Origin of the sequence: Motilimonas eburnea (assembly GCF_021295345.1) — a bacterium.
Lineage (GTDB): Bacteria > Pseudomonadota > Gammaproteobacteria > Enterobacterales > CBDFNC01 > Motilimonas > Motilimonas eburnea.
This window is the reverse complement of sequence record NZ_JAIMJB010000001.1, coordinates 308,175-323,885: the sequence shown is the minus strand read 5'-3', so window position 1 is coordinate 323,885 and position 15,711 is coordinate 308,175. Positions and strand designations below refer to the sequence as shown.

15 protein-coding genes are annotated in these 15,711 nt (G+C 45.5%); 9 read left to right on the top strand and 6 right to left on the bottom strand.

Features of this window, described 5'->3' with window-relative positions; translation table 11 throughout:
• Positions 1-22 precede the first annotated feature (22 nt).
• The gene (gene ylqF, locus K6Y21_RS01550; RefSeq protein WP_233069900.1) at positions 23-946 is read right to left on the bottom strand and encodes a ribosome biogenesis GTPase YlqF; all 924 of its coding nucleotides are present in this window, start codon (positions 944-946) and stop codon (positions 23-25) included.
• Between the two features lie 491 nt (positions 947-1,437).
• Here ylqF and K6Y21_RS01545 point away from each other — a divergent pair, with 491 nt between their 5' ends.
• The 4 genes from K6Y21_RS01545 (at position 1,438) to K6Y21_RS01530 (ending at position 5,918) form a co-directional block, all read left to right on the top strand.
• Entirely contained in the window at positions 1,438-2,415 is a 978-nt protein-coding gene (locus tag K6Y21_RS01545; RefSeq protein ID WP_233069898.1) for a TAXI family TRAP transporter solute-binding subunit, read from the top strand.
• Positions 2,416-2,486: 71 nt separating this feature from the next.
• A complete protein-coding gene (locus K6Y21_RS01540; protein ID WP_233069896.1) occupies positions 2,487-5,072 on the top strand; it encodes a TRAP transporter permease in 2,586 nt (861 codons plus the stop codon).
• Between the two features lie 10 nt (positions 5,073-5,082).
• Positions 5,083-5,514 (top strand): universal stress protein, encoded by a 432-nt coding sequence (locus tag K6Y21_RS01535; RefSeq protein ID WP_233069894.1) that lies wholly within the window; start codon positions 5,083-5,085, stop codon positions 5,512-5,514.
• Positions 5,515-5,723: 209 nt separating this feature from the next.
• Positions 5,724-5,918 (top strand): YaeP family protein, encoded by a 195-nt coding sequence (locus tag K6Y21_RS01530; RefSeq protein WP_233069893.1) that lies wholly within the window; start codon positions 5,724-5,726, stop codon positions 5,916-5,918.
• A gap of 53 nt (positions 5,919-5,971) precedes the next feature.
• Here K6Y21_RS01530 and K6Y21_RS01525 read toward each other — a convergent pair whose 3' ends face one another.
• Positions 5,972-6,721, bottom strand: coding sequence for a hypothetical protein (locus K6Y21_RS01525; protein WP_233069891.1), 750 nt, complete (start codon positions 6,719-6,721; stop codon positions 5,972-5,974).
• Positions 6,722-7,019: 298 nt separating this feature from the next.
• Between K6Y21_RS01525 and K6Y21_RS01520 the strand changes: the two genes are divergently transcribed.
• Positions 7,020-8,135 (top strand): sensor histidine kinase, encoded by a 1,116-nt coding sequence (locus K6Y21_RS01520; RefSeq protein ID WP_233069889.1) that lies wholly within the window; start codon positions 7,020-7,022, stop codon positions 8,133-8,135.
• Between the two features lie 121 nt (positions 8,136-8,256).
• Entirely contained in the window at positions 8,257-8,889 is a 633-nt protein-coding gene (locus tag K6Y21_RS01515) for a hypothetical protein (RefSeq protein WP_233069888.1), read from the top strand.
• A 38-nt stretch (positions 8,890-8,927) separates the two neighbouring features.
• Here K6Y21_RS01515 and K6Y21_RS01510 read toward each other — a convergent pair whose 3' ends face one another.
• A complete protein-coding gene (locus tag K6Y21_RS01510) occupies positions 8,928-9,845 on the bottom strand; it encodes a LysR family transcriptional regulator (RefSeq protein WP_233069887.1) in 918 nt (305 codons plus the stop codon).
• A 389-nt stretch (positions 9,846-10,234) separates the two neighbouring features.
• Here K6Y21_RS01510 and K6Y21_RS01505 point away from each other — a divergent pair, with 389 nt between their 5' ends.
• From K6Y21_RS01505 to K6Y21_RS01495, 3 genes are read left to right on the top strand one after another with little or no spacing between them, the layout of a single operon-like run.
• Positions 10,235-11,449, top strand: a complete 1,215-nt coding sequence (locus K6Y21_RS01505) for a pyridoxal phosphate-dependent aminotransferase (RefSeq protein ID WP_233069884.1) — start codon at positions 10,235-10,237, stop codon at positions 11,447-11,449.
• A gap of 59 nt (positions 11,450-11,508) precedes the next feature.
• A complete protein-coding gene (yfbR, locus tag K6Y21_RS01500) occupies positions 11,509-12,105 on the top strand; it encodes a 5'-deoxynucleotidase (RefSeq protein ID WP_233069883.1) in 597 nt (198 codons plus the stop codon).
• A 44-nt stretch (positions 12,106-12,149) separates the two neighbouring features.
• A complete protein-coding gene (locus tag K6Y21_RS01495; RefSeq protein WP_233070004.1) occupies positions 12,150-13,457 on the top strand; it encodes an anti-phage deoxyguanosine triphosphatase in 1,308 nt (435 codons plus the stop codon).
• 28 nt (positions 13,458-13,485) lie between these two features.
• Here the strand turns inward: K6Y21_RS01495 and K6Y21_RS01490 are convergent, their stop codons facing one another.
• The 3 genes from K6Y21_RS01490 to K6Y21_RS01480 all read right to left on the bottom strand — a co-directional run bounded on the left by K6Y21_RS01490 (position 13,486) and on the right by K6Y21_RS01480 (position 15,676).
• Positions 13,486-14,169 (bottom strand): SanA/YdcF family protein, encoded by a 684-nt coding sequence (locus K6Y21_RS01490; protein ID WP_233069882.1) that lies wholly within the window; start codon positions 14,167-14,169, stop codon positions 13,486-13,488.
• A 126-nt stretch (positions 14,170-14,295) separates the two neighbouring features.
• The gene (locus K6Y21_RS01485; RefSeq protein ID WP_233069880.1) at positions 14,296-15,249 is read right to left on the bottom strand and encodes a fumarylacetoacetate hydrolase family protein; all 954 of its coding nucleotides are present in this window, start codon (positions 15,247-15,249) and stop codon (positions 14,296-14,298) included.
• 82 nt (positions 15,250-15,331) lie between these two features.
• Positions 15,332-15,676 carry a 4a-hydroxytetrahydrobiopterin dehydratase gene (locus K6Y21_RS01480; RefSeq protein WP_233069873.1) on the bottom strand — a complete coding sequence of 115 codons (345 nt, stop codon included), beginning with the start codon at positions 15,674-15,676 and terminating at the stop codon, positions 15,332-15,334.
• Between the last annotated feature and the right edge of the window lie 35 nt (positions 15,677-15,711).

The window sequence follows — 15,711 nt, the reverse complement described above, 5'->3', positions numbered from 1 at the left end:
TTAAGCCTTAGTTCTGATTAAATTAGTTGCGGCGACGCTTTTTATTCTTCTTACGCTTGGCTTGTTTTTCTTCGCGCTCTTGGGTGAGTTGTTCAACTAACACCTTTTCCTGCTCGACCATGGCGGGGGTTTCTAAGCTGATGCGACCTAGCGCAGCGGAGCGGATCTCATGCAGTAAGATTTCCGATACTTTGTGTAAATCGGCATGGCCACCGGCACGTTTGGCGCCGCGTTTGCCTGCAATGGCCTCAAGCAAGCCTAATTCAGAATCGGGCAACTCATCGAGTTGATAACGCTGTTTGACCACCTCAGGGTAGGCTTGAAGTAAGTATTCAGCGGCAAAAAACGCCACGTCTTCATATTCCATCGCCGTGTCTTTAATGGCACCGGTCACGGCCAAGCGATAGCTTGAATTTTCATTCATCACTTTGGGCCATAAGATCCCCGGGGTATCAGACAGTACGATGCCATTTTTCAGATTGATGCGCTGCTGCGCCTTGGTTACGGCAGGCTCGTTACCGGTTTTGGCGATGATCCTTCCCGCCAGAATGTTTATGGTGGTGGACTTACCTACGTTCGGAATACCCATGATCATTACACGAATATTGGCCAAACCTTGGTCTTTCTCGGGCAACATAGCACGGCATAAATCCAAAATAGCGCGCACTTTTTCCGGCTCTTGGGTGGTTAAGGCGACCGCTTTAATGTTGGTTTGTTGATTGTAATAATCAATCCAAGCCGCGGTAATGTCAGGATCGGCTAAATCCGATTTGTTAAGAATTTTGATGCAAGGCTTATCACCACGCACTTCGGTCACCACCGGGTTTTCACTGCTGTAAGGAATACGCGCATCCAATACTTCAATGATTAAATCTATATTTGGCATAGCTTCGCGCATTTCGCGCTGCGCTTTATGCATATGACCGGGATACCAATGAACAGCCATTTATTCCTCCTGACGATTGCTTGGCGCCATACTAACGGCTCTGACACAGAAGTACAGGTTTAAGCCAAAATATGTTGCTTCAATGTGGCGATGAATAGCAATACTATCCTCATGGTTAATTGCAGCATTTTTCACCAAATATTTAGGCAAATCCTTACACTCAAGGATAAAAATGCAATATCTTCAATTTTATAACCTACATCACGCTTTTTTGAGAGTGAATTGCATTTGCTATTACTGATCACTAAATTAGCTATATATCATTGATTACCTTAGGCATAGCGCTTCAGGCATGGTATTTGGAGTCTCGTTTCGTTGCCTCTGGGCCACTGTCGACACCTAATGTGTAACCTAAGGTATAAAGAATGCGCTTGCACCTAACAATGATAATCATAATTAAATAATAACTATCTACACTATAGATATGTCGGTGTCTCTTCGACTCGACGAAGCACTCCCTGCACACAACACGAATACAAAAGGAACGGTATATGTCGTTAAAACAAAAGTTATCACTTGCAGTCGCAGCAACAGGCTTAAGCTTAGCCATGGCGCTCCCCACGGCCAGTGCACAAGAATTCATTAGCATAGGTACAGGTGGGGTAACAGGTGTCTACTACCCAACCGGTGGTGCAATTTGTCGCTTAGTCAATAAAGACAAAGAGCAACATGGCATACGTTGTTCCGTTGAAAGTACGGGCGGCTCAATTTACAACTTGAATACCATTCGTGCCGGTGAGCTAGACATGGGCGTTGCGCAATCAGACTCACAATATTACGCCTTCAAAGGTGAAGGCCCATTTAAAGATGCAGGGGCTTTTGCTGAACTTCGCTCTGTTTTTTCTGTCCATGCTGAACCCTTTACGATTGTGGCACGAAAAGACGCCAATATTAAAAACTTCACTGACCTAAAAGGTAAACGCGTTAACATTGGTAACCCAGGCTCGGGACAACGCAGCACCATGGAGCTTGTCATGGGTGCTTATGGTTGGACCAACGACGACTTTAAACTGACCTCTGAACTTAAGCCTGCTGAGCAATCACAAGCCTTATGTGATAACAAAATCGATGCCATCGTTTATGTGGTTGGTCACCCTAATGGCTCGATCAAAGAAGCAACAACATCATGTGAGACAGTTTTGGTTAACGTCGCGGGCCCTGAAATCGACAAACTGGTTGAAGGGAACTCTTACTACCGTAAAGTGGATATCCCAGGTGGCATGTATCAAGGCAGCGAGCAAGCTACGCAAACCTTTGGTGTTGGTGCAACTTTTGTTAGCTCAACTAAAACATCTGAAAAAGTGGTCTATGAAGTGGTTAAAGCGGTGTTTGAAAATTTCAATCAATTCAAACGTCTTCACCCGGCCTTTACTAACTTAGAAAAATCACAAATGGTTCAAGACTCCCTTTCTGCTCCCCTTCATGATGGCGCAGTAAAATACTATAAAGAAGCAGGTTTGATTAAATAATCACAGCTCCTGCCTGATAGAGGAGCATCCGCTCCTCTTTTCTTCGCTTTACCAATGCTTTAGGGACGTTAATGGCTAATTCATCGCAAACTGATACCGATCTTGAATTACAAGAAATGCTCGCACAGTCCGACACCGGAGCAAGGCAGCCAGTCGGAAGCGCAGGGGTTATTTTACTCTTGGTGCCGCTACTTTGGGCCTTATTTCAACTTTGGTACGCCTCGCCCCTCCCTTTTGTCTTTGATTTCTTGGTTTTTAACGATACTCAAGCTCGAGCTATCCATCTCGCCTTTGCCATCTTTCTTGCCTTTACTGCTTACCCAGCATTAAAACGCTCACCCAGACAATTTATCCCTTGGCAAGATTGGCTGTTTGCCTTACTTGGTGCTTTTAGTGCGGCCTACATTTTGATCTTTTATGAAGCCCTAGCTAATCGCTCTGGCGCACCGACCACCTTAGATGTCACCGTGGGGGTGATCGGCATGGTCTTGTTGCTTGAAGCCACACGACGAGCTTTAGGCCCCCCCCTAATGATAGTTGCCGCGGTGTTCTTAACCTATGCCCTTGCAGGGCCTTATATGCCCGATATCATTGCCCACAAAGGTGCCAGTTTAAATAAACTCATTTCGCACCAATGGCTGACAACAGAAGGGGTGTTTGGTGTAGCACTGGGCGTTTCAACCTCTTTTGTGTTTATGTTTGTCCTGTTTGGCGCCCTTCTAGATAAAGCCGGGGCGGGAAACTACTTTATCAAGGTGGCCTTTTCATTATTAGGTCACCTTCGAGGCGGCCCAGCTAAAGCAGCAGTGGTGGCTTCAGGCCTAAGCGGTTTGGTTTCTGGCTCATCAATCGCTAACGTGGTCACCACCGGCACTTTTACCATCCCATTAATGAAGCGAGTGGGCTTTCCAGCAGAGAAAGCCGGTGCAGTCGAGGTGGCGGCATCAACTAATGGCCAGTTAACCCCGCCAATCATGGGCGCCGCGGCGTTTTTAATGGTGGAGTATGTCGGCATTCCTTATGTAGAGGTGATTAAGCATGCCATTTTGCCTGCGCTGATTTCATACATTGCGCTCATTTATATTGTTCACCTTGAAGCCCTAAAAGCCAACATGAAGGGGTTAGAGGGCCCTAACTCTCTAACGACATCACAATTTTTGTTTGTACTATTAACCGGTTTGCTGATGGTGACAGGCGTTGGAGCCTTGGTGTACTACTTCATTATTTGGACCAAGCAACTCGTTGGCGATGCTGCTGTATATGTTATCGCTATCGTCACCCTATTGAGCTATGTTGGCTTGGTCTATATATCGGCCCGTAATGAAGATTTAGCCATCGATGATCCGAATCAAGAAGAAGTGCTGATCCCACCTCTGGGGGCAACCTTGGTATCCGGTCTGTATTACTTATTACCCATCGTTGCGTTGATCTGGTGCCTGGTTGTTGAACGTTTTTCACCTGGCTTGTCGGCATTTTGGGCAACCCTTTTTATGATCTTCATCGTGGTCACTCATCGTCCTCTCAAAGCATTGTTTCGCAAACAACACGATCTTAGCACCATGGTGTGGGTTGGCCTGATTGATTTATTCCAAAGCCTAGTCAACGGTGCTCGAAATATGATCGGCATTGGTGTCGCTACGGCTGCGGCTGGGGTAGTGGTCGGCACAGTGACCCTCACGGGCATTGGCCTAGTGATGACCGAATTTGTTGAGTTTATTTCTGGCGGTAACCTGTTCCTGATCCTGTTATTTACGGCCATCATTAGCTTGATCTTAGGCATGGGATTGCCGACCACAGCAAACTACATTGTAGTTTCTACCTTGATGGCGCCCGTTATTGTTACCTTAGGCGCAAATGCAGGCTTAATTGTGCCCTTGATCGCGGTGCATTTATTCGTGTTTTATTTTGGCATTTTAGCCGATGATACCCCTCCCGTTGGTCTAGCGGCTTTTGCCGCCGCTGCTATTGCTAAATCCGATCCTATTCGTACGGGTATCCAAGGTTTTACTTATGATATTCGCACCGCTATTTTGCCCTTTATGTTTATTTTTAACACCCAGCTGTTATTGATAGGCATAGACAGCATTTGGCACCTTTTAGGGACCATTTTCAGTGCGACCATCGCCATGCTGGCATTTGCCGCAGCCACCCAAGGATTTTGGCTGGTTAAAACTAAGTGGTGGGAAGTCGTCGGCTTACTCTTAGTCGCCTTTACCTTGTTCCGTCCCGGCTTTTGGTGGGATGAATTTTATCCCCCGACCGAACAAGTGCCAGCCGCGCAAATTGAACAAGTCATCGCCAGCTTACCCATAGGGCAACCACTGCAAATGCGCGTTTCTGGTGAGACCTTAGACGGGGATCAAGTCAGCAAAATCACTCGCCTACCGTTTGATGAAAAGGCCAATGATGGCGCTGCACGTCTGGCCAGTACCGGGTTGAATTTGCGTCAAGAACAAGCACAAGTCGTGGTTGATTTTGTTGAGTTTGATAGCCCAGCCCAGCGTGAAGGCATCGACTTCGACTGGGTCATAGAAAGCGTGGAGCGCCCCCTTGAGCGACCCGCTAAAGAATGGATGTATATCCCAGCTTTGGTTTTATTAGGCCTGCTGGCCTTAGGCCAAATTCGTCGTCGAAATGCCCAATCTATCGCAGTGTAAAGGAAGGATCATGTATAAGAATATATTAGTCCCCGTCGATCTGAATGCGATTGGGTTTAGTGACAAAGCCATTGATTGCGCCATCTGGTATGCTCAGCAAAATGATGCAAACTTACAGCTTATTTCTGTCTTACCGGGTATGAATATGCCCATGGTGGCATCTTATTTTCCCGAAACGGCCATTAAAGCCATGGCCAGCGACACACGAGCACAATTGTTATCTTTTGCTAAGCAACATATTCCCGATGATATTCAAGTGAGTGTACATGTAGAGCAAGGCAAGCCCTACAAGCGGATTTTGAAATACGCGCAAGCTCACGCCATCGACCTTATTATCATACCGAGTCACAAGCGCTCTAAGCTGGACAAAGCCATGTTAGGCTCGGTCGCCGCCAAAGTCGTTGAAAATGCAAACATGGATGTACTGGTTATAAAACCTTAGGTAAACCTTAGGTAAGCTTTAGGTAAGCCTTGGGATTACCCTAGATGTGTCTTCGTCTATGTAAGACTGAACAAATAAGGCGAAACCTGATATCGATAGGTATTCGTGGTATCTTGTTGAGGCTAGGCCTAATGATGGCTTTTAACTTTGATGGTGCCTGACGCCATCAGAGCCAAATAGGTTAAATCTCATCGACTATTGGAACAAACATGGAACTATCGAATAAAACCCGCGCGACCGCTAATCAAATCGCCAGTGGCGACATCGGCTATGTCAGTAAAGCCATTGGCTGTGCGATTAAAACCTTAGATGAAATCGCTCAAGATGAAACATTACCTGAAGGGGTACGCAATAAAGCGGCTTTTGCTGCTGCCAACTTGCATCTCAGTGATCATCAGGATTAATGAGTTACAGCCCCCTCATTTGGCCCACAAGGTTAACTGGGGGGTAGAGCGCCTTAGCCACGACAACGCTTGCTGAAATCCCCCACAGGACAAATGAATGCTTGCTGTTTGAGATAGAGCTCGGTTTGCCTTGCAGCACGCTCAAACTCACGTAACACTTGAGGATCCGGAAAGATATCCTGCTTTAGCCGTTCAATCGAGATGGCCGTGACATCAAACGGCTCAACGCGCCACTCTCTTGTCACTAAATATATGGCTTCTTTACCCCTAAGGGCTTTAAAAAAGGCGATCACCCCTTGCTCGGTACCACGACGCCGACCACAGTAGTACTTTCCATAGGCTACCCCCACGTCTTTTTCAACATCGGCATAAATGGGTTCGTTGATAGAGCCGTCACAGACACTGTTGACGATGTCCTTCAAAGAGGTAGCAAAGCGCTCCGCTGGCATGCTTTTAGGTAATGCGGTAAGCCATTGTTCATTTAATAAATCGCTGTAATTAAATTGACTTTGACCTTCCGGGATATGCTCAATTTCGCGAAAGCTCCCCAAGCGCTCATCTTTGATTTTTTGCCAATTACCCCAGCCGGGAAATCGGCCTACCGTTAAAAATTCTCGATTGGCATCTTTGCGCTTTTGCGTCTTTTTTCGTTCTTGTTCATAGGAGGGCTCAGCCACATCAAGATCACAGGGCTGGCTTGAAAATACGACCTTATCGCCAAAATCACATTGATAAAACGATGCCGATGCAGGCAAGGTTATTAGCCATGTAATAATGCAAACAAAAAGACGTATAAAACTCATTGGTATAGTGTCGCTTCCATATCGACGCGGGATTCGGCTCATATTGCCAGACCCAGCTCTGTTGCTATAATTTTTTTCCTAAGATTGTGATTCAAAACACAAAGGAAAACCAGTTTTTACGTTATTTATTAGCATTTTCACACCCATGAACAATAAACTATGTAGAGTTAATATTTCGCTGTCACTCCTAGGGCATCCTTGATAATATAAAGATATTGTCTATTGGTTATCACTTATCTTTTTCTCCTATAATCGCGATAATCAAGCTTTTTATTTTTAGTTCACTTGGTCGTAGCCTATGTCGTTTAGACTTGACAATAAAACAGGGAAGTTACGAGTTAAAGGCGTGATAACGGACATAGTTATCTCAAGCCTGCTTGCGTTTACCGTTACAATTATTCTGTACATCACTGAAATTAGTACAAATTTCACCCTTAGTTTAGGGATAGCTCATAGCTTTAGCCTTTCATGTATCTTTATTGCTATCCTAGTTGATGCTTACTATCCATTTGCATCCAGGGTATTCAAAACGTCCATTATTGTTTCCGTGGGCATGGCATTAGCTTCCTTGTTGACTTACTTTTTACTTGTCGGTTTTTATGGTCCATCGGCCAATTTTTTAACCGATCGCGTTTATAAAGCGGCAGTCATCTCCTTAACCATCGGGTTTGTGGCCACCTTTTTCTTTCATAGCCGCGATCGCACCGTGATGATCCAGCACAAGCTCAGTGAAGCCCAGCTGCAAAAGGCAAATCAAGAGAAAGCCTTAGTTGAAGCGCAACTGAAAATGTTGCAAAGCCAAATCGAGCCCCATTTTTTATTTAATACCTTAGCCAACATTCAAGCGATGATTTTCCATCAGCCCGATGTTGCCAGCCAGTTATTATCAAATTTAACCGACTTACTCAGACAAAGTTTAACTAAAACACGCCAAGATAAAATACACATCAGTGATGAACTCACCTTCATTCGCTCTTACCTTTCCATTCAAAAAATTCGCCTTGCAGAACGCTTAGAGTTTAACATCGAAATAAGTGAACACTTGCCTGAAGACACCTACCTTCCCCCTCTGCTGATCCAACCCTTAGTTGAAAATGCCGTCAAGCATGGCATCGGCCCACGTCAAGAAGGTGGTGAAATAAAAGTCATGTTTTCTAAGATTGGAGACCAGCTTTGTGTGGCCATCAAGGACAATGGCGTCGGATTTTCCATCAGTCATACCAAAGGAAATGGCATAGCTCTCAATAACATTAGAAATCGGATCAACAGTTTATTCGGGGATAAAGGCAAGTTAGTCATAAGAGAAAACATGTCGGGAGGCGTCACATCGGAACTTTATATCCCGTTAATGACGGCCGCTACCTCATTAACCCCTAAGGAATATGAATCGCCTAATGCTGAGACGGTCAGTTAACAATGGGAGGCGGGCCCTATAGATACTCAATCAACTTAAAGATGCATGTTATAGCAAGTATATAAAGGTAGGTTGAGCATCTCGGCTCAGTGCAATCAGGCTACAATGTAATGATGACTCAATGGATTGGGCTCTGGCTATGTGGATTGTTATTTCTGTTACCTTATTATGCTTGATTGTTTTCGTGTTAACTTTTGTCTTACACAAAACCTTACTCAAGCCATTATTACAACAGCCTGAGCGTTATTTCGTCGCTAGCCACGTGGACTTCCCTTTTGAAGCGATTAATTGCTGGGCGCAAAACCACGATTTCTTTGAAGACACCCAGTTTATTTTTAAGCGGGATAGGCACCTTGCCCATTGTGCTAGTTGGATCAACGAACAAGCAAACTGCTATTTACTTGCCTGCCAATTGGGCGAGAAGCAACGGGTATTTTTTGTGCAGCTTTTTCACAACGGTGACCACTTTATCACCGCAAATACCTACCCTTGGTTGATTTTACCTGCTCTAACTCAGATCAACGGATGCTACCTGACCACGGCCAATATTGAACAACTTTGGCAGCACCATCTAGCCAATGCGCCAGAGCGACCTGCTTATATCGCTAATACCAAAACATATCGCTTATTGTGCCGATTTATCAGAAAACAACACGCCAGCTATTTAGCACAGCCTTGGTGGCGGATAAATTATTTTAAATTATTCTCATGGCATAGAAAGACCTATTCAGCCCCCTTTGATGACACACTTTAGCCCAGCTTCTCTCAAACTAAGTGATTCAAACAAGTCATCTAAGTGACGCGTTTAATGCCTTTTAAGTTATTAAAGCTTGAATTAACGGCTGTGCTCAAGAAATCACGCATAAATGGCAGATCCGCTTGCTCGGCACGCACCGCTGCATAAAGGGTGCTCCATAGACCGCCTTCACCCAAAGGCTTAGCCAAAACGTAGTCCCGCTCTAAATATTCGGTTAATGCCCAGTTCGGTAATGCGGCGACACCGCGGCCACTGGCCACCAATTGCAGCATCATGATGGTCATGTCAGCTTGGCGTATCCCTGCTGGTGATACCCCTGCTGGATCTAGAAATAAATTAAAAATATCAAGGCGGTCACTTTCAACAGGGTAAGTGATCAAGGTTTGTGAAGCGATATCCTCGGGCAACACGTAAGCCTTTTTAGCTAAGGGATGGTGACGACTAATGGCAAGCATAGGCTGATAACTAAACAAGGGGTGATAAGTGATGCCCGTCATCTCCTGAGGATCGGAGGTGACCACGAGATCTAAATCCCCTCTGGCAAGGGCGGGAAGAGGTGCAAAACTAAAGCCACTGCTTAAATCCAGCTCGACTTCTGGCCAGCTATCGCGAAATTTATCAATGGCAGGCATTAACCACTGAAAACAAGAGTGACATTCAATCGCCATGTGCAAACGCCCTGCTTCGCCAGCATTTAAGCGGCTAATATCACGTTCAGCACTGGCAATACTGGGCAATATATCGTCGGCTAGGTTTAACAAGCGCTGCCCTGCGACCGTAAACCGAATTGGCCTGGTTTTTCTGATAAATAACTTAGCATTTAATTTCGCTTCAAGATCCTTAATCTGATGAGATAATGCTGATTGCGTTAAAAACAAGCGCTCGGCCGCTTCGACTAAGGAGTTGCAGCTACGTAACGCTACCAGGGTATTAAGATGCTTAATTTCTATCACGTGAAAAAACCTAGCCTTAAGTTAAACCAAGTTGAAATAAATTAATAATAAGAGAGTTTGTATTTAAAAACCAGTCACAATGACCCCAGTCCGAGTTAATGCTTGTTGTAAAACGACTTGAGATTACGCGGCTAGCGCCCCCATTGTGAACCAAGATTAGTCCTTCTATGTATTGTATACCCAATCAACTTGATGAGGCATGGTGGGCTATAAATTCGTTTATCAGTTTATTCTCCTTGCAGAATCAGGTAGTTTGACCATATATACCCAATCAACTTAAAGATGCATGTTTCAGAGCGCCACCGTGTTTTCAATACTAGGCACGCTAATGCAGGTTGATTGGGTATCAGGTTTGTCTATATAAGGTTACGCAACAGAGCGCCTCAATCATGAACTTAATTAATAAATCGCAAAAATTAGATAACGTCTGCTATGACATTCGTGGCCCCGTTCTTAAACATGCCAAACGTCTTGAAGATGAAGGTCATAAAGTATTAAAACTGAATATCGGCAACCCCGCTCCGTTTGGTTTTGAGGCACCCGATGAAATTGTCATGGATGTGTTGCAGAACTTACCCCAAAGCCAAGGTTATTGTGATTCAAAAGGGTTGTTTTCTGCCCGTAAAGCCGTGGTCCAGTTTTATCAACAACAAGGCATGCGCGGCGTGGACGTTGATGATATTTACATGGGCAACGGTGTCAGCGAGCTCATCGTGATGGCGATGCAAGCCTTACTCAATAACGGTGACGAGTTACTTGTGCCATCACCCGATTACCCCCTTTGGACTGCGGCAGTCACCTTGGCTGGCGGTCACCCGGTTCATTATATCTGTGATGAAGATGCCAACTGGTTTCCTGATTTAGAAGATATCAAACGTAAAATCACGCCGCGCACTAAAGCCATCGTGCTGATTAATCCGAATAATCCAACGGGAGCCGTTTATAGTCGCCCTTTGCTCGAAGCAGTGATCGCCATTGCCCGTGAACATAACTTGATCATCTTTGCTGACGAAATTTATTCCAAGATTATTTACGACGATGCTGAGCACATTCCGCTTTGCACCTTGGCCGATGATCTGCTTATCGTTACCTTCAATGGGTTATCTAAAGCCTACCGAGTCTGTGGTTTTCGCGTTGGCTGGATGATGATCAGTGGCGCTAAATCCAACGCCCATGATTATATTGCAGGCCTCGATATGCTTGCCTCCATGCGGCTATGCGCCAATGTACCGATGCAACATGCGGTGCAAACCGCTTTGGGTGGGTATCAAAGTATCAACGAGTTAATTGTGCCCGGCGGACGCTTATACGAACAGCGTGAAACAGCATGGCGACTGATTAATGATATTCCTGGCGTATCCTGTACCAAACCCGATGGGGCCATGTACTTATTTCCAAAATTGGATCAGAAAAAATTTAATATCAAGGATGACCAGCAATTCGCCTTAGATTTGTTACTTAAAGAAAAAATATTGCTGGTTCAAGGCACGGGCTTTAACTGGCATAAACCCGATCATTTTAGGCTGGTCTTTTTACCCAATGTCGTGGACTTAGAGACAGCGATTGGTCGCATGGCACGATTCTTAGAGCACTACAAACAATGATCTAATATCTGGCAGGCTGGCCATTGTTGCTAGCCTGCCAATGAATCACAGGAGCCCTTATGAGCCATTTTTTTGCCCACATGGCACGAATGAAATTAATTCAACGCTGGCCACTGATGCGCAACATCGAGCGAGAAAATGTCGCCGAACATAGCCAACAAGTAGCGATGGTGACACACTTACTGGCGCTCATTAAAAATACCCTTTATGGCGGCAAGGTTAACCCAGCCGAAGCGGCTTTATTAGCCCTTTATCACGATGCAAGTGAAGTGATCACCGGTGATATGCCCACCCCAGTTAAATACTTCAATCCCGATATTGCCAAAGAATATAAAAAAATTGAGTGCTTTGCTGAACAAAAATTACTTCACATGCTGCCGCCGCCGCTGCGTGCTGGCTATATTCCTTTACTCGACAGCGAACACATGGATGAAGAGTATAAGTCGCTAGTAAAAGATGCCGATACTCTATGTGCATACATAAAATGCCTTGAGGAATTAAGCGCAGGGAATCATGAATTTACCTTGGCAAAGCGACGCCTAGAGAGCAGCATAGAAAAGCGAAAAACGCCAGAGATGAACTACTTTATCACGCATTTTTTGCCTAGTTTTGAACTCACCCTCGATGAAATCAGCGAGGATGACACCGATTTATAACGCAAGTGACGAATTGCAAAGAGTCAACATCCATGATCAATCCGATAATACAGGCCGACTGGCAACAACGCTTGGGCAGTGAAACCAATAAACAGCGGCTCAATGATCACCGTAGCCCATTTCAACGCGATCGCGCTCGGATCTTACATAGCGCCGCTTTTCGCCGCCTGCAGTCCAAAACACAAGTGCTCAGCACTGGGGCCAATGACTTTTATCGCACACGCTTAACCCATTCCCTTGAAGTATCGCAAATTGGAACGGGAATTGTGGCTCAACTGAAACAAAAGCAGCCGGATATCGCCCCTTTATTGCCATCAACCAGCTTAATTGAAGCCATTTGCCTGAGCCATGATATCGGCCACCCACCCTACGGTCATGGTGGCGAAGTCGCGTTAAACTATATGATGCGTGAACATGGCGGATTTGAGGGCAATGGTCAAACCTTACGCATTGTTAGCAAGCTTGAGCCCTATACCCCAGAAAACGGCATGAACCTAGCGAGGCGAACCTTGCTCGGCTTACTGAAATACCCCGCGCTGATCAGCCAAGTAAGAAGTGAGCTTGAGCCTGAGCCTCCGATCAATTTTCGTCAATTAAAAGCCAGTGATTGGACACCCGCAAAAGGCATTTATGATGATGACAAAGGGATCCTCGATTGGGTATTAGCGCCAATATCAAAGACAGATCGCCAACAATTGGGCCTGACACGTCCTCAAGATGATCCAACATCCCATAAAAAGACGCGCTTTAAGTCACTCGATTGCTCTTTGATGGAGTTGGCCGATGACTTTGCCTACGGCATTCATGATCTTGAAGACGCCATTGCCATGGGGATCGTCAATAAACGGCTTTGGCAAGAGCAAGTCGCATGTAAGTTGGCCGATATTGACGGTTTTTGGTTATCTAAGGACATCAACAACCTAACCGACAAACTGTTTTCTGAACATCACTTCGAGCGTAAAGATGCGATTGGCGCTTTAGTGAATGCATTAATCACCTCGGTGCGAGTATCACAGGTTGATTTGCATTTTGATGAACCCCTGCTGCAATATCATGCCCAGCTAACGCCCGATATGGAGCAAGTGCTCAATGTACTGAAGCAGTTTGTTTTTAACTATGTGATCAGTAAAACCGAACTACAAATAATGGAATATCGCGGTCAACAAGTGGTGATGGAGCTGTTTGAAGCCTTTGCTGGCGACCCTAAACGACTGCTGCCTAATGACACTAAAGCGCGCTGGCAGGCTGCCACAGAGCAAGGTCATAGCGGATATCGGGTGATAGCTGATTATATCTCAGGGATGACGGACGGCCATGCCTTACGATTACATGGCAACTTATTTGGCAAATAAAACGTCAGCATCATCAAGCCTATTCAAGCTAAGGGTTTTCATAGGGGCTACGCGGCGGTGGCGCCTTGAGAATGACCTGCTCTTGCTGACCTAAAAACTTGGGCTGTTTATTGAGAACATTGATGTCTAATACCGCTTTCGCTCTGGCCAGTACTTCGCGTAAGCGAATTTTAACCGCCGCCAAGCCACTGGCATTGTCTGCACTTAAACAAAGAGCATCAATATCCATGGACCGAGCAATATAAATAGCCCGTTCACAGTGAAAGCCTTGGCTGACTATGGTCATGGCATCTTGACCAAAAATGCGTTTAGCACGAACAACCGAATCCAAGGTGCGAAAGCCGGCATAGTCTTTCACTACATAACGTCTTGGTACCCCAGCGCGCACTAAATCGTTTTCCATGGTCTGGGGCTCGTTATAATAACGGGTGGCATTATCACCACTGACGATGATGGCTTGAACCTTATCGTTATCAAACAACGCAACGGCCCCTTGTAACCTCGGTGGATAAAAAGGGTTAATACGTTTACCTATGTATTTACTGGTGCCTAACATAATGGCCACTGGCCGATGGGGAATGGCATTCACATCGGTATAGACACGATCTTTGGCCACATAGGAAACATACCTATCTAAGCCCGCAAGGGTGCAGGCAGCAAGAAAGCTAAGTAGCAGGGAAAACAACAAAAATTGGCGAATCCGCTTAACCAATGGCACCGCCCTAAACTTAAAAGAGGAATCTTAACCGTTTGTTTAGCCATAATAAATGAAAACAGTAGCAGTGAGGAGCAAAGTAAGAAACAAAACCCAACTTCAGCATAAAATACTAATAAAATGTTAATTTACCACTACATTTATCCGACCAAAGAGATTTCTACCCGCAGCATCTTGTACATAAGTCTCGAGCTTATCCCCTGATCTGAGCCCAACAAAATCTCCTTGCTCTTTTGCTAACTGGGCTTTACTCCAAAGGTTAGCTGGGCCACTGAGCTGAGCTTGATTCATAATCGGGCCAATACTTAACATGGCTCCAGCTGATAAGGCGCGGCTTGAAACCAATTGAGTCAAGATGGTCGCAAAGTCGGAATGGGCATCTTGCCATGGGTTTAACGCAGCAAATGGCTTGCCATTAAATTTAGTGATCACCGATAAGTTCATCATGCTCTCTTGCCAAGCTTCGCCAAGCTCTTCAGGTGTGACTAAGACAGGTGCGGATATCAATTGATGGAAACCTTGATTGATACCCCAACCTGAATTTAACTCGTCAACCAGATTTTGAGGGCTGTATATTTGGTTATGTAAAGCCAATAAACGTATCTTTTGCTCACATTCCTGCTGGCTTGCTTGTTGTGAAACAGGGCCGCAAATAACAGATAAATAAGCAGAAAAGTCCAAGGTTGTCGCATCAGGAATACTGATTTCAGCACTGGCATTGTGCTGCTGACAACTGGGTAATGCCAATAAAGGTACAGGCTCAGGAGCAAGGGTCGGCTGACAGGCAGCGTTAACTAAATCGATATAAGGGCGGTAATTGAGCGCTAAGTAATGCTCGAAAGCATAGGCCAAAGGCGCAATGCATTGGCCCAGCATCAACTCAAACGAGCCAGCGATGGGCCCTTGATTCAACTCATGGTATATCATGTGCAGCAACGGCGAGACACTGTCCCAATCATCTAATGCAGCAGGTAGATTGGGTGCCAAAATACCAACAAACTTAGCCCTGCGTAAATCTTGGCTCACCACGACCAAGCGGCCATAACGAGAACCATCATTCAAGCTTGCTAATTTCATGACTCGCCTCACCCATCATTTGCACCTTGTTTAATACTAGACGCAAATACTCGGCCATGAGTCAGAAAATCAATCGCTAAATTTAATGGCCTTGGTACAGCTGATCCGTGTGTGCAGCCATCACAAAGTCATTGAGGTGCAGGTTATCCAGACTGTGGGTCCACCACTCCACGTTGACCCTGCCCCATTCTAAGGTGATCTTGGGGTGGTGATCCGCCTGCTCGGATAACTCGGCCAATTGCACAGTAAAATGCACAGCCGCTGCATAGGTTTTAAATCTAAACAACCGACTCAAGCGCGGCTTTCCCTGTTCAGCCCCTCGTTGCCAATCAGGTAACTGCGCCATCAATGCCACTTGTTGCTGCTCTGGCAGCGCTGCCATGTCACCTTGACACGGTTGACAATTTAACTGGCTTAAACGCTTCATATTAGGGCCTATTGACCTTTGAAAGTGAATGCTGG